13 protein-coding genes and 1 pseudogene are annotated in these 14,413 nt (G+C 62.3%); 5 read left to right on the forward strand and 9 right to left on the reverse strand.

Annotated features, from left to right (window positions below):
• Positions 1-307: 307 nt before the first annotated feature.
• Positions 308-1,654 carry an AAA family ATPase gene (locus CH290_RS21790; protein WP_141216124.1) on the forward strand — a complete coding sequence of 449 codons (1,347 nt, stop codon included), beginning with the start codon at positions 308-310 and terminating at the stop codon, positions 1,652-1,654.
• On the opposite strand, the gene CH290_RS21795 is transcribed toward CH290_RS21790, so the two are convergent.
• Both CH290_RS21795 and CH290_RS21800 read right to left on the reverse strand, forming a co-directional pair.
• Positions 1,651-2,907 (reverse strand): hypothetical protein, encoded by a 1,257-nt coding sequence (locus tag CH290_RS21795; protein WP_141216125.1) that lies wholly within the window; start codon positions 2,905-2,907, stop codon positions 1,651-1,653. The genes CH290_RS21790 and CH290_RS21795 overlap by 4 nt on opposite strands.
• A gap of 179 nt (positions 2,908-3,086) precedes the next feature.
• Positions 3,087-3,986, reverse strand: a complete 900-nt coding sequence (locus CH290_RS21800) for a hypothetical protein (protein ID WP_052062001.1) — start codon at positions 3,984-3,986, stop codon at positions 3,087-3,089.
• Positions 3,987-4,319: 333 nt separating this feature from the next.
• On the opposite strand from CH290_RS21800, the gene CH290_RS21805 reads away from it, so the two are divergent.
• Both CH290_RS21805 and CH290_RS21810 read left to right on the forward strand, forming a co-directional pair.
• Positions 4,320-4,634 carry a hypothetical protein gene (locus CH290_RS21805; protein WP_094624311.1) on the forward strand — a complete coding sequence of 105 codons (315 nt, stop codon included), beginning with the start codon at positions 4,320-4,322 and terminating at the stop codon, positions 4,632-4,634.
• A 321-nt stretch (positions 4,635-4,955) separates the two neighbouring features.
• Complete coding sequence (locus CH290_RS21810; protein ID WP_094620596.1) at positions 4,956-5,888, forward strand: hypothetical protein; 933 nt, start codon at positions 4,956-4,958, stop codon at positions 5,886-5,888.
• Between the two features lie 115 nt (positions 5,889-6,003).
• Here the strand turns inward: CH290_RS21810 and CH290_RS21815 are convergent, their stop codons facing one another.
• The 3 genes from CH290_RS21815 to CH290_RS21825 all read right to left on the reverse strand — a co-directional run bounded on the left by CH290_RS21815 (position 6,004) and on the right by CH290_RS21825 (position 8,630).
• Positions 6,004-6,963, reverse strand: coding sequence for a DUF2637 domain-containing protein (locus CH290_RS21815; RefSeq protein ID WP_094620597.1), 960 nt, complete (start codon positions 6,961-6,963; stop codon positions 6,004-6,006).
• Between the two features lie 117 nt (positions 6,964-7,080).
• Positions 7,081-7,686: a recombinase family protein gene (locus CH290_RS21820; protein WP_037162214.1), complete on the reverse strand. Its 606-nt coding sequence runs from the start codon at positions 7,684-7,686 to the stop codon at positions 7,081-7,083.
• Positions 7,687-7,925: 239 nt separating this feature from the next.
• Positions 7,926-8,630 carry a TetR/AcrR family transcriptional regulator gene (locus CH290_RS21825; protein ID WP_032364248.1) on the reverse strand — a complete coding sequence of 235 codons (705 nt, stop codon included), beginning with the start codon at positions 8,628-8,630 and terminating at the stop codon, positions 7,926-7,928.
• 203 nt (positions 8,631-8,833) lie between these two features.
• Between CH290_RS21825 and CH290_RS21830 the strand changes: the two genes are divergently transcribed.
• The gene (locus tag CH290_RS21830; RefSeq protein ID WP_371128951.1) at positions 8,834-10,309 is read left to right on the forward strand and encodes an MFS transporter; all 1,476 of its coding nucleotides are present in this window, start codon (positions 8,834-8,836) and stop codon (positions 10,307-10,309) included.
• A gap of 16 nt (positions 10,310-10,325) precedes the next feature.
• Here the strand turns inward: CH290_RS21830 and CH290_RS21835 are convergent, their stop codons facing one another.
• The gene (locus CH290_RS21835; protein ID WP_032364186.1) at positions 10,326-10,880 is read right to left on the reverse strand and encodes a PaaI family thioesterase; all 555 of its coding nucleotides are present in this window, start codon (positions 10,878-10,880) and stop codon (positions 10,326-10,328) included.
• A gap of 242 nt (positions 10,881-11,122) precedes the next feature.
• On the opposite strand from CH290_RS21835, the pseudogene CH290_RS30785 reads away from it, so the two are divergent.
• Positions 11,123-11,242, forward strand: a pseudogene (locus CH290_RS30785) (transposase); the annotation flags it as partial.
• Positions 11,243-11,297: 55 nt separating this feature from the next.
• Here the strand turns inward: CH290_RS30785 and CH290_RS21845 are convergent.
• The 3 genes from CH290_RS21845 to CH290_RS21855 form a co-directional block, all read right to left on the reverse strand.
• On the reverse strand, positions 11,298-12,362 hold the full coding sequence (locus tag CH290_RS21845; RefSeq protein WP_032382558.1) for a BtrH N-terminal domain-containing protein: 1,065 nt from the start codon (positions 12,360-12,362) through the stop codon (positions 11,298-11,300).
• A gap of 46 nt (positions 12,363-12,408) precedes the next feature.
• Positions 12,409-13,245 carry an SDR family oxidoreductase gene (locus CH290_RS21850; RefSeq protein ID WP_032364247.1) on the reverse strand — a complete coding sequence of 279 codons (837 nt, stop codon included), beginning with the start codon at positions 13,243-13,245 and terminating at the stop codon, positions 12,409-12,411.
• A 396-nt stretch (positions 13,246-13,641) separates the two neighbouring features.
• A complete protein-coding gene (locus CH290_RS21855) occupies positions 13,642-14,382 on the reverse strand; it encodes a transglutaminase-like domain-containing protein (protein ID WP_032370982.1) in 741 nt (246 codons plus the stop codon).
• Positions 14,383-14,413: the final 31 nt, after the last annotated feature.

Consider the following 14,413-nt stretch of genomic DNA (forward strand, 5'->3'; position numbering starts at 1 on the left):
GCTAAGCGCCGCACGTGTTGCTGGCCGTGACCCAGTCACGGAGGGTGTTCCGTTCGCTTCGACGGAAGAATCAGAGCTGCTGAACAAGTACTTCGCTTTGCCGCGTCCCCCTGAACGCGATCGGCCGTATCGAGCGGTGTGGTCGGGCGATCCGCTCTGGCAGAAAGAAAAGTATCCTGGTGGGACGCTTCAGCGGTTACGAACCGATTCGGCTGGCCGAGGCCGGATACTACGTCAGGAAAAGACCCCTGGGAGCAGCCGCGACATCTGGCACATCACACCCGGGGCGGGTGCCGAACTTGCATCGATGATGAGCCAGGGCGCAGTGCAACTGGTCGATCTCGCGCTGTGGTTCGGCCGCGACAAGGACGTCTCGGCTCTCGATCTACCGGCAGATGCGCCAACCGACCCTCTCGATCGCCTGGTGTTATGGTTCCGTCTCGAGTTCAACCTCGATGTTGCCGATCTCATCGGCACTGCGTACTCGAACGCTGTTCCTAGTGAGTACCGCGTCGATGATTTCGAAGACACTCCTATCGGGATCGACACTTACGAGGTCTTGGGCAGCCTGCCCCCCGCCCCCACTGTGGGGATGGACCTTCGCGAGCTTGTCACCAGCCTCGAAGGACGGCTCCGAGGAGGCGGATACGTACTGCCCCCGGGGTTGGTCCGACGTGTACTCACTGGCTGGCTGCGCGGCGATATCGTGGTGCTAGTCGGACAACCTGGAACCGGAAAAACCATGTTCGCAACGCTTATCGCAACGGCGCTACGAGATGAGCTGGACCTCGACCCGCCAGTGGTTGTCGCGATACGCACCGATTTCGATGAAGCGGAGTTCATCGGATACGAACGCCTCGACGGCACCCCGGAGCTACGTCCATTTGCGCGCGAAATTCTAATCACCGAGAGCCCGCTCGAAGCCAAGATCCTCGTCTTGGAGGAGTTCAATCTGGCATCGATCGAGACCTACATGGGTTCGATTCTCGTCGCCACGCAAGAAAAGACGCGCAGAGTCAACATCGCAGGTAACACCGCGGGCCAACTGCCGATCGACACGTTCATCCTGGCCACCTGCAACTCTTACCGGGATGAGCCGGAAACCCGTACTCGAGTCAGTTCTCCGACCAAGCGTCGGTCGACTGTCATCACGATGCCTAATGTCCTGGGCGACGATTACGAGGACGATCCAAGTAATGCGGTGTCGAGCAAGGTCGCCAAAATCATCGCTACCGCCCACGCGGACGTGGCGGAACGAATAAACAATTCTCGCCCGTCTCAGTTCGACGGAATCAGACAGCAGGCGCTCTCATCGGTCACCACACCCGACGATCTGTCGCCGGAAGTCCGGTCACTACTGGGCGAGATCAGCAGCGCTATTCTGCAAACCTCCATCGGGCGTTCGTGGTTCACGATGGGTCTGCTTCGTGATGTCGTACTTGCAATCGCGCACGCCGATCGGACCGCCGAATCCGAGGTGCGGGCACTCGGCGAATCCGTGGCCGACAAGCTTCTGCATCAAGTGCGCGGTTCTCACTCGGATGTCGAGGAGCTTCGTGAGGTGTGCGGCAAGCTGCCCAACGCCGCGTCGATTGCGGCGATGTTCGACCGCATGATGGACGGACCTTCCGATGAGCTCCTTCCCCTGCTCTAGTACGGAGGAACCTCCATGGAATCCAGTATCAGGGGAAGGGCCACGTCCAGGCTGTCGCCAGCGGGCCGGACAGGTATCTCGTAGATCGTTCGGTCATGTCCCGAGACGGCGACAGGCTCGGTATCGCCGGGAAACAGGATGGACACCGATGCCAGCCCGTACAGCCCGAGGTACGAGGTGACTTCTTTGCGGGAATCTTCGGACGCACCGCCGTCTTTCGCTTGACGGTACTTAGCATCTATCACTGCAACCCTACCGCTCGAACGTTCGTAGAGCAGTAAGTCCGGGCGCGAATCGTCAGGCCGTGTACTGGAGGACCGCCAGGATTTGAGCACGTCTGCAGGGCAGGTGGTGTCGTAGTAGAGGTCGAACAGTGGGCCTGTGAAAGCGAGCGGCCGCGAACCCAACACAGGATCGGTCTGCTGCAAACCCAAAGATTTGGCGAGACGGGTTGCGGTGTATGCCTGATAGATGGAATCGGACTTGGCCACGTAGCTATACCTGGACATCGGCCGGATGTTTGCCGACCACCCGAAGAGGCGCGCAATGTCGGCGGCGGCTGCATAAGTCGCACGGTAGGGCGCTTCGAGCAGCTCTTCCGATTGACGAGGATAGCTTCCATAGCTAGTTAGCGTCGTTGCCGAAAATGAATGCGCCAAGGGTCTTCTTGCAAGGGTCGACGCTCTGTTCGCCCAGAGCCGACATCGGGTTAATACCGTGGTCGAGGGATCACTGTCGACCACTTCGGTCGCCAATCGCGTGATCCAACTGAGCAAACTCACCGCCCGGCCGTTCGCGATGGTGCGTAGGGTGCTCGAACGCTGCCGGACCACAACGCGGAGAGGGTCGTATCGCTCTGTACCTATCTCCATCAAACCGTTGTCGTTGGCAGCAAGATATTGACGAGGAGACGAACGCAGGAGACGAAGGGTGGGAGCGGTCAACACCCCACTCCCGCCTTTCCGACTGAGTTTCTGGGTCCGTTCATTCCGGGATCGGGGAGCCGCGAGAATCGTCTCGACGGCAGTTAGGGCTCGGTCGGCCCATTCGTCGAGCCAGCCGTAAACCACATGCGCGTCTCTTAATCCGGTGCCGTCCGAGAACAATGCCTGGCCACCCCATCCTGTGCCGAGGTTTCCCATCTCAGCGAGCATGGCTTCGATGCCGTCGAGGCGCAGTTTGGCGTCTTCGGTGCCAAACCAGAATGTGGTGCCGTCGACGTCCAGTCGGTGGTATCCCGTGGATCGAGTCATGTCCAGGGCCAGGACCCCGAGCGCTCCCCCGCTCAGGCGTGCGACCTTGCCGTCGAGGGTGACTGTCCGGGAGTTCAACCCTCGAATGGTTAGCACCATCTGTGCTGCAGGAACGATCTTCGGTACCTCCGACAGTGCCCATTCGCGGGCTCCGGAGAGCAGACGTACCTCGATGGGACTCATAACCGGCTCAACTCTCGGTGAGCTCGAAACGCGCCCGCACGCGTCTCGTCGAACGCGGGGCAGGTCGATCCGATCAGTTCAGCGGATGCTCGCGTGAGTTCCTTGTTCGTGGTGGCTCGTCCCTCGACTATCGTTCCGTCGTCGTCGACGGCGATGAATCCGTGTTCGAACAACGCGTCGCACCCGAACAGGCAGGCCAGCATGGCGATTGCCCTATAGTTCCATCGTTCCTGGTTGGTGCAGTGCGCCCTGGGTTTGATGTGTCCGGCTACGAGCAGCGCCGTGGGCAGCAGCCGACCGCACAATCCGCAGCTTGCTTCGGTTCGGCCGGCGAGTAAATAAGCGCGTAGCCCACGTTGTTCGATTCGAGACCACACGCGGGCGGCGGCATCCGTGTCGCGATCTTGAACATACATTTCTGCCGATTCGACAGGCAGGTCAGCGCTGACAGATAGGGGCGCGAGGTCAATCTCTTCCAGCAATCGGGCCCCGTCGCGCTGACTGAGCATCGAGAGGTACTTCTGCTGCGGACTGCCGTTCTTGTCGAGAGGCCCCGGGGAGCCGTGCGGTAGGAGCTCCGCGATTCGGCTTCTGTGAATTTCCAAGCCCTGGATGACGGGATCTACGGTCACGAGCCACCCATCATCGGGGTGCGCGTCGATGCCCTTGGGGTAACCATCTGGACGCAGGTAAGGCACGAAAGAGGCCACAGCAACGCTGACCGCACGCAGAAATGGCCCCTGGTAGTGGAACACGACGTCGCCGGGTTGAATCTTCTTGATCAACGCACGATCCGTGGGAAGCGACCCATCTGCCCACGGACAGGTCCACAACGAGCCCTGCTTGATGGCAATCGGATGGTTCTTCCCCTGGCTCGCCCACCAGAACGCCACCATGTTTCCCTTCCGTCGCCTTGTGCACTGTTGCTTACTGCCCACTTTGCCGTACGGCGGTGTGGTTTCACGGCCAAGCGGCCTCGGCAAATGCCAATACAGCGGTCGGGAACTATGGCGTTGATAGAGACCTGCTGCCGGGGCGGTGTTGCCGACTGCAGAACCTGGTTCAGCAGTCATAGCGGGAGATGGTCGCTTCGCCGAAGCGGTTGCCATGCGATGTTTCTGCTGCACGAATTGTCATCCGGCCCTGGTGGTACCCGTTCCTGGGTCCGACTAATTGTCTCACATGAACACCGGCAACCTAGAGCGCACTCGACAGTTACCGTGGGATCCATGGCAAAAGACTGGGGCCCTGACGTATCGCGTGCCCGTGCGGCATTGATTGTGGCGGCGCTGCGCAAATCGCTACTGACCTACACCGAACTCGGCGCTGCCATCGGCATGTTCGGAATCGATCTCCGCAATCAAGCGCGTCACATACTCGACCAGCTTTCCGAGGAAAACCAGGCCAAGGAGGAGCCCTCACTCGCCGCACTTGTCGTCAGTGGCAAAACAGGTAAGCCCGGGTCTGGATGGACAGACGGCGCCACAGAATGGCACACCGAGGTCCGCCGTGTGTTCGACCACAACTGGATTAGCCTGCCGTGAGCGGAACCGTAACGCCGGTTCATCGGACCGATTGACAGTCAGCAATTGTGCGTATCGGTCATAGTTCACCCTCCCCCCGAAAACGAGGGCGATCGAGGGTGTAACCCAAGACGTTCGACCTCGCGTCCACCGGTGCTTGCGCGATGCGCCTCGACGATTGATGCTGTACAGGGAGCTATGTTCACCCAATGACGGTGCCCATCGAGCGCATCGTCGGCACCTGTTTTCTGTCGGACCCTCGTGACATCCTCCGAGTCGAATCCAGGTGGACCCTCGAAGCTCGCGGGGCTGCCTCCTCCCTCAGTTCACTAGGAGACGACCATGCCAGCGACCATCGATGTCGACGGTGTCACGATCACCAGCCCCGACGTGCACGCAGATGCACAACTGAGTGTGTCGTTTCACCGCACACTGCGGGTACCCGACGACGGTTCGACTTACGATTTGCCGCCCAGCCTCGGGACCTTTCCCCTACGCGGTGACGGCTCATCGCGCCTGATCGACGCTGACACCCACGCGAGTCTGCCGATGTGGCAGGCCGAGGCGTGCTGGATCGACTTCTCAGGCCGATACCCGTATCTCGTCACCATCGGATCCGGAGCCATCAACGCGGTGACTGGTGGCCAATGGTCACCTGTCCCCGATTTCGCGGTAGAAGACTACTTCGAGGTTCCCGAACAGCCCTGGCTCGACGGGTTCAACGTCGGCGAAGGCGAGGTGCGGCAGTTCGTTGCAATGCCATTGGGTCGCGGCATCGCCGTCGAGGAACAGCTCTCCAGCGCATCCGCGACAGGTGGAATCAACGTCGCGGCCTACCCGCTCAAGGCGTCGAAGTGGGAGGAGATGCGCCCATCGTACGAGTACGCGGGTGAGGACTTCTGTGCGTTGGTCGTCTGCGCATCACCCCCTCCAATGGGACTTGCAGGTGGCGGGTCGATCCGTCAGTCGATCAAGACTCCCGTTCGCGCACAGGATGACTGGGATTTAGAACATGGCGTCCACTTTCGGGTCAACATCACCAACAGCGACGCCTGGGAGCAACTCACCGGCGAGAGGCCTCCGACGCTCCCTCCAACCGCGGCCGAGTACGCACGCCGCGGACTACCTTGGTTTACGTGGTACGACGACGCCACGGCGCCCCGCCGCGGATCCGAAGCTCTGAAGGGCACCTCGTCCGTGTCCGATTTCGGCGGTCTTCTGGATAATGACAGCTTCGCCAAACCCGAACCTCACGTGATCGGCCCCAAAGTTTGACTCGTACCAGGACGAGGCACATACGAGTTACCAGGCCACTCGGCCCCTTCTGAGAATGACTTCCAATCGCCGCTCGGCTGACGATGACAGAGAGTGGTCACCGGCCGCAAACTGGCTATCTAGATGAAGCCCCGACGTATTCGAGGGTGTCGGCCTCCACGGCTGAGTAGTCCTCGCTTGCGACCCGGCGCCCGTCGAACTCTCTTCGATCCTCAGTGTTCTGAACGGCCGCGTCGGACGAGGGTGCGCCGGTGCTGTCATCGTCGTTGCGCTGTACGCCCGTTGTGTGCTCCAAGCTGCGCCTGTGCGCCATCTTTCGCTGTACGTCGTTCCAGGCTTTGATGTGTCGACCGACTGTCGAAGTGTGGATTCCGAGTTCGCGGGCGATGTCGCTGTTCGACATGTCGGGGTGTTCGAGCCAGAGGTAGACGCTGGCCCAGACCGCGGGCTTGAGGAGTCCGTTGTCGAGGTCTTCGTCGACGGCAGGCTGCGCGGTGGTAAAGCCGGAGTCGACTGGGTCGGCCTTGTCGACGTGCCGCGAGACGTCTGTTCCGACTGCATCGGCCGGGGTCAGGGTGTCGGCCGGGGTTGTCTCGATGGTGCGCCGGCGGGGGGCTCTGATGGCGACGGACATCATTTCGCCCATGGTCATCACCATCAGTGGTGCGAGTGCAGCGAGGGCTGCGGCGACGGCCGCGTTCAAATCTGTCACGGTGAGAACTGCGTGGTAGGCGTTTCCTGCCATGCTGGCAACTCCGGCGAGGGCGAATACGGCGATGATGAATCGGCGGCCGAGGACTGTGCGCCTGTCGGAGTGCTGGGACAGCGCGATCCGCAGGATGCTGGCGGCGAGGATCGGCCCGTCGAGCACGACGGGGATCACCCAGGCGGAATCATGCATTCCGGCCATGGTTGCCAGGTCGAGGAGCGTGGTGAAGCTCAGTTTGAAGCTGGAGGCAGTGACTGCGAACGCGACGATCAGTCCGATGACCAGCGCCCAGGTGATGACGGCGGGGTGGATCTCGCGGGTGTCCTCGGTGGTGTCGTGCCCGGGTCGGGTATTAGCGTTGGTCATGATCGCAGGTCCTTTGCTGTGTCTGTGATCGATCGGCCCCGGTGGTGTTCGCAGCACTGCCGGGGTCTTCTTGTCGGGTGGTGAAGTGGGTTCACACCTCGTCGGGTCGCGGCGGATTCAGTGCGTGCCGGGTGCGTTCGTGTCTCGTTGCTGCCGTGCGCGGGTGATTGCGGCGTACATCGCCGAGCGGCTGAGGCCGTAGAGCTCCATGAGTTTCGCGGCGCCGTACTTGCCGCCTTCGTAGTCTTCGAGCAAGCGTTCGTGTTGCAGCGCAGAGAGTTTGGGTCTGCGTCCGGTCATGCGGCCCTGTTCCTTGGCGATGGCTACGCCTTCGCGGGTGCGTGCGCGGGTGAGGTCGGCTTCGAATTCCGCCATTGCCGCGAGGATGGAGAAGAACATCTTGCCGGCCGGATCGCCGGGGTTGTAGACCGATCCGCCGTAGGCCAGGCGGGCGCCCTTGGCGTCGAGTTCGGCGACGATGGCGTGCAGGTCGGTGACGGAACGTCCGAGCCTGTCGAGTTTGGTGACGACCAGAGTGTCCCCCTCCCCCACTGCGGCGAGCGCTTCGCTGAGGCCGGGGCGTTCTCGGTTGCGGCCGGTGTAGCCGCGGTCGGTGTAGATGTTGCCGGTGTCGACGCCGAGCTTGCGGAGGGCTGTGCGCTGCGCTCGCAAGTCCTGCCCTCGGGTGGAGCATCGGGCGTACCCGATGAGGTTTTCGTCCACCTGACGCCCTCCGTCTCGAATCACACTATCAAACAGGATTTACTTTCAACACTATCTACCAGGACACCGACAAGCAGGTCAGGCGCTACTTCGAATGTCAGTTTCAGAAGACGGCTGCACGATGTCAGAAGTGCACTGCAGTGCAACTCCGAGTTCTCGAGCACACGTCCGGCCTTATCCAGTGAGCGCTGCGATCCCTGACTGGATAGCGCATTGATGGTGAAATTTCCCATCAAGTTTTACTGGCCGTCGGTGAGCTGCGGGTCTAGCGCCGCGGCCGGCCATGGACGGCTGTTGTCGCGCGAAGTGCTCGATCGGACACTTGCGGCATGGGCGGCGAGAAAGTTGTCGACGATTTGGATGCAGTCGTCGGCGTGGATGTGGCGCAGTCCTGTGAGGCGAGCGAACACTATCGGTCCGAGGAGCTGAATGAGGGCGAAGGTGGTGTCGATCTCGCCGAGCACAGCGCGAGCGTCAGGCGCCGTCAGGATCTGATCCAGGGACCTGCGGTATTGCTCTATGACACGGGCCCGAAGCGAGACCACCGCGCCAGGATCGAGATCGCGCCGGCTGGCGTCGCCGCTGTTGACGGGCCCCATTGCCAGCCAGGCCAGCGTGGTCATCTGCACCGGAGCTTGGTCGATGAGGTCGGCTTGGGTGGTGAGCAACGAAATCAGACGTTCACGTAGCGGACCGGTATCGATATCGGTGTCGACTGGGGGTAATAGTCGCTCGAAGGTTGCAGCGAGCAGGTCAGTGGTACTTCCGAAATGTCGGTACAGAGTGGCACGTGCAACCTTCGACATGCGGGTGACCGCCTCCACGGTGACCGCCTCCACACCGCCGGTGGACAGCAGCTGACCGGCCGCTTCGAGTAACCGGTTACGTGAGCGCGCCAGCCGGGGGTCGGCCGAGCCCTCGGTTGCAACGAGAGGGTCGACCATGAACGGGCTCCGCTCCATTTGACTGACAAGACATGTCCTCGATTGATCATTCTGTCACACCCGCAGAGTTGTGATACTAATAGTCTCGAACCGAGACGATCAGTCTCGAACTGGGAGGCTGGCCGTTGAACGAACGTAGATCCGACTCTGCCAGCGTCGCTCGATGGAGCGGTGCCCAGTGGTGGATGTTGATTGTGTCGTGCATGGCAGTCGCGTTGGTGGTGGCCGCAATGGCAGCATTGTATTCAGCGTTGCCCCAGATCGCGGTCGCGACAGGGGCGACGCAAGCCCAACTGACCTGGATAGTCGACGGTTATACGTTGGTTTTGGCGTGCTTCGTTCTGCCTGCCGGTGCGATCGGTGACCGGTACGGTCGCCGGGGGGTGCTCGTGGCGGGGTTGGCGTTGTTCGCTTTCGCGTCGGCATTGCCCTTGTTTCTCGCCGACCCGGCGTGGCTGATCGCTGCTCGCGCGTTGGCTGGGGCGGGTGCGGCGCTGGTCATGCCCTCGACGCTGTCGATACTGACCGCGGGATTTCCACCGGCGCATCGCGGCCGCGCTGTAGGTGTGTGGGCCGGGGTTGCTGGATCCGGGGCGGTCCTGGGCATCCTCGGGGCTGGTGTGCTGCTCGAGCAGTGGTCGTGGACCTCGGTGTTCGTCGGGTTGACCGTCGCCGGAGCGGTTCTGGCCGGGTTGGCATGCAGTATCGCGGAGTCCCGCCAGCAGGAGCATCCACCGGTCGATTGGGTGGGCGCGGTGACCGTAGTTGTCGCGGTCGGGGCGATCGTCTTCGCTGTGATCGAGGTTCCGGCCCGTGGCTGGTCGGATTCGCTCGTCGCCATCAGCACTGCGGTGGGCTTGTTTGCGGTTGCGGTGTTCGTCGTCGTAGAACTACGTTCCTCGGCACCCCTACTCGATGTCCGGTTGTTCGCCCGCCGTGGTTTCGGTGCCGGCGCGCTGTCTGTCTGTATCCAATTTCTGGTGACCTTCGGGGTGTTCTTGCTGTTGGTGCAGTATCTGCAGTTGATTCTCGGTTATGGACCGCTCACCGCCGCGTTGGCGTTGACCCCTATGGTCGTGCCGCTCATCGTGATCTCGGTGATTGCACCCTGGCTGTCGAACATTGTTGGGCTGCGGGTGATGACCACTGTAGGTCTGCTCACCATCGCGGCGGGACTGGTGATGGTGAGCAGACTGACCGTCGCGGCGACTTACCCTGACCTGCTGTGGCCCTTGCTCATCATGAGTGCGGGTTTGGGGTTGTGTACCGCCCCTGCGACTTTCGCCATCGTCTCGGACACTCCTGAGGCCAAGCACGGGGTGGCTGCCGCGGTCAACGACGCAGCTCGCGAAATCGGTGCCGCGATTGGGATTGCGGTAGCCGGTAGCGTGCTCGCGGCCGGTTACGTTCAGCACATTCAGCCGGCTCTGCCCCAGCTACCCGAGCCTGCCCGTGGTCCGGTGGCCGATTCTCTGGCCGCCGCGTTACAGGTCGCCGACCGCGCAGGACCAGCTGGTCAGCCGCTGGCCGAGTTCGCCAGAGCCGCATTCGTACACGGAAGTGGTCAGGCGACACTGTCGTTGGCGGCGCTGACCGCCGCTGGGGCACTCGTCCTCGCCGTCTTTGCGCCAGGTAGACGCAGCCGTACGACAGCCACCGCGGGTGATGGACGTCGGTGAAGGTCGGCCAGGGTGTCTATTCTTCGGTGTGATTCGTGTCCGTGGCCCGGAGTTGGGCTCGGGCTTGGGACTGCATGAAGTGTTCGACCTCGACCACCACGAACAGGGCAGTAGCGGTGGCTACCGAGCGGCCCTGCGCATCGTCCATCGTGGCCGTGAGATCCAGTTTGCGCCCATCACGAGACCGAACGGCAGCACGCAATACGTATGGAGTGCCGAGCAGAACCGGCGCCAGGTAGTCGAGCTCGAGACGCCGCGTCACGGCGAGCTCACCCACTGTGTAGAGCAGGAAGCCGAACAGATCGTCGAGAACGGTCGCCACCGCGCCTCCGTGTGCTATCCCGGGTGCCCCGACATGACGTTGATCGAACACATGGTGAGCCACCACGCCGTTCTCGTCACGCTGGACCGACAGGGCGTGGCCGTGCGGGTTCTGCGGCCCACAACCAAGACAGTCGGGGTGGTGGGGCGGTAGATCAGGCGAGTCGAAACTCGTGCTCCAGAACGAGCGCGCCCAGTTCTCGACAGCCGGGCCGGCCGACCCGCTGACCTCGTCCGGAACTCTTTTCATGGTCGGACCTCTCTGTCGTGAAAAAAAATTGTGCCGAGTCTGTCGCGTCATCGTGCGCTCGGCCTGCACCGCTGTTAGTTTCGATAGATAAACTGCACTATGTCAGAAGTGAACCGCGCGTTGAAAACGTCGGCGAGGTTGCAGATGAGGGTCATCCACCCCGCAGCCCAGTGGCTGGCGTCGTGATCTGATCGGCCCAGGGATTCGGACACTAGACCCGCTTGGAATAGGGATCTACAAGCATGAGCAGATCGCGTCGATCTTTCAGCACCGAGTTCAAAGACGAACTGTGCCGAGAGGTCATCGACTCTTCCAAGCCGATCAGTGAGGTCGCCAGGGCGTACGGTGTCGGCGACGACAGCTGCAGCACAGTGCGATGCGCCCCGTGTACCGCGCGCCATCGAACGACGGTGGGCATCATCTCGTGATGGCGGACAGCGAGCGTGAAGCAGACTCCAGGGACTCCACCAGGATCAGCTCGAGTTCCGACAGTCTGGCAGCCGACACGGCCACCGCAGCTGCGCGTGTTCGTACATCGAGACCGCGTTGTGTTCCGGCGCGGGCAGTTTCGGTCCAGGCCTGGGCGCAGTGATCGGCGGCCACCGCGAGGTCTGCGGTAGCGGGATCACCGGTCAGACGTGCAATCTCGGTACAGCCGTCGGCGAGAAGCCGACGAAAGAGCCCGCCTCCGGTTCCGGCCTTTTCGATGAAGATACCGAGACTGAACAGCAGCGTCTCGAGGTCATCGGGCGGAAGGTCGACCCAGCTCTTGACGTCGGTTGCCAGCTGGTCGACCGCGGCCAAACCGTCGGCACCGGCTGCTGGTATGTGGTCGGCTATTCCCGGTGTCGATGGGGCGTGCATGCTGGCGGCGGATCGGGCGAAGGCCGCGGCCGCGGCAGTCGACACGGGCGGCAGTGTCTGCGGCCACGTGATTCGGTACGTGCAGTGACGTGTCGGTTGCGGGAACGAGGTGGAAGATCGCGCCCGAGCCAGCGCGTCGAGCGGGATCTTCTGCACGTCGGCCCGATCGTTGTCGACGACCGAGGCAGTCCCCCCGATCTCGTCGTAGCCGATCACCACGATGTCGTGGCGACTCATCTGCAGTTTCACCCGTAAGTAGGGCAGCTCAGCGATATCGGCCCAGACCAGACTGGGTCTTCCCGCATCGATGTCGTCGCGAACCCATGACCATCCCTCACCGGGATCGTCGGTCGTGAGAACCTCGACTTGTCCGCCGAGCCTGCGCGGTAAGTCGATCTCGAAGTCGGCACCGCGGCCGACCAGGTACATCGGTGGGACCAGGTCGTCCGATCGCAGGTAGGACAAACCGAGATCACCACCCAGTGCGAACACCAACCCCTCGTCGGGTGGTCCGTCCCATCCCAGACCGTGCCACTGGAGAAGGTCTCGCATTGCACCTGACCCGCAGTGCCCTCCCATCCGGTGGGGATAGTTCTCGATCAGAGTCGTGGGGGTCACTGTGGCTGCCTTTCGGGTGGTTGGTCGAGCGCGCGTGTCGGCATGCTCAGCTGTTCTGGATTCTGTCGAGATACGTTCGGCGAGCAGTCATGTCGACGTCCGCGAGGAACACCGAATCTGTGTTCAGGGCCGCACCCAGTCCGGTCGCCAGCCGCCGGGGGACGAATTTCACCGCCGCGACCATTGCGCCTGCGAGACGGGTGACGCGGACGAAGGGGCGTGGATTCTCGATCAGATCTGCTGTCGCGCGGGCGATTTCCTCCGGCTCGGCGTTGCGTAATCCCTTTGCGCCGGCGGTTCCGGCGACGAGTTCGGTGTTGGTGAACGTCGGGCGGACTGTGGACAGTCGAACCCCTGACTTGCGGTACTCCAGTCGTGCGGCCTCTGTGAATCCGATGACTGCGAACTTGGTAGCGCAGTAGGTCGCCAAACCAGGTACCGCGAGCTCGCCGGCCAATGACGCAGTGTTGATGATGTGTCCGGTGCGGCGCGGCAGCATGCGCTGAAGAGCCAGTTTGGTCCCGAAGATGACACCCAGGACGTTGATCTCGACTTGACGCCGGGTTACTGCATCGTCCTCTTCGTGGGCGTGGCCGGTAGGCATGATGCCCGCGTTGTTGATCAGGATGTCGAGGGGTCCGAGTTCACGTTCGACCAGGTCCAGAAACGTTGTGAACGAGTCAGGTTCGGTGACGTCGAGTCGGGTGACGACCTTCACCCCGAGTTCGGCGGCGGCCTCCTTCGCACGTGCCTCGTCGATGTCGCCGATGGCGACCCGGTGGCCTCGTCGAATCAACTCCTTCGCTGTCTGATAGCCGATGCCGCGAGCTCCACCTGTGATCGCCACGGTCCTGGCGGGGGTGTGAGGTGCGTTGTTTGTCATCTGCTGCGCTCCTTGCATAGATGAGAGACATCGGTAGACGCCTGTCGGCCCGCTCTCGCGGTAGCGGCTGCGCACACGGGAGAGGGATATGGGTATCGCGCGTCGTCTCGTGCCCGGGGAGGCGTTCGGATCGGTCGTTCATCGCCCGCAGCCGCAATTCCAGCGGCAGAGCGAGTCTCGTCTGTTCGGTGCAACTTCCGGTGTCGGCCTTACCACGGCCGCGGCGACGAGACAGTCATGTGGCACAGCTCTGCCAGCAGGTATCGGCTCACCCGATTCGAAGGTGTCCGAGGCGGTCCGAGTGTTCACGATCGCGATTGTTCGCGGAGAGAGCTCCGACCGATCGGCAGTCGGCCGCGATACGGGGTTCGGCGCGTATGTTCTCACCGCTTGTGTTCATCGAGACTCCCGCGGAAGGTTTCGATCCCCGGGAGTTTCGTCCGGCCGGGTGCGGCCGGTGAAAACATCATCGAGTGGGTGAGCGCCCGTGAAGATCGTGGGGCCGTAGGCGTGCCGAAGCACCGTCAAGATCGCGTTCAAGGGTAGGTCGTCGAAGACTCCTCGCTCGCGGACATACTCCATGTGCTGGGCTCCGTCTGCGGTGAAGGCATGCATGAGAGCATCGCGATCGCCGTCGAATTCCACTGGCGGCACGCCGAAACGAGCGCACAACTCGACATTGAATGCCGGCGTGGCCTTCAACCACCGGCCCTCGATGTAGAGGCGACTGTAGCCGTGGTAGACGAACAGGTCGGTGCCGCCCATCAGCGTGCGCAACGTCTCGGTCTGCAGGTGATTTCGGACGTCGGCGAAGCCGAGCAGTGCTGGGATACCCGCCGCCCGGCACACTGCGGTCAACAGCACCGCCTTCGGGACGCAGTAAGCGCGCCCGGCCTCGAGGACGAAGCTCGCTCGATAGTGGGCCGGATCGTCCGACACGGTGTATGGGTCGTACCAGATTCGGTCGCGGACGGCGGCGAAGAGGCGTCTGGCCTTGTCACGGTCGCTGCTCGCATCTCCGATTGCCGCGGCGGTGAACGCCCGCACGGATTCGTGCTCGATGTCGAGGAAGTCCGTTGCTCCCAGGTATGCGTGTGGTGGCTGCGTAGTATGTGCTCCGGGCGGGCGGTCTGTCATGGTCATCGCTGATGTTCCCTTCTCTGAGCAA

The sequence above is a fragment of the Rhodococcus sp. 06-156-4 genome (assembly GCF_002259345.1).
Taxonomy (GTDB): domain Bacteria; phylum Actinomycetota; class Actinomycetes; order Mycobacteriales; family Mycobacteriaceae; genus Rhodococcoides; species Rhodococcoides fascians_E.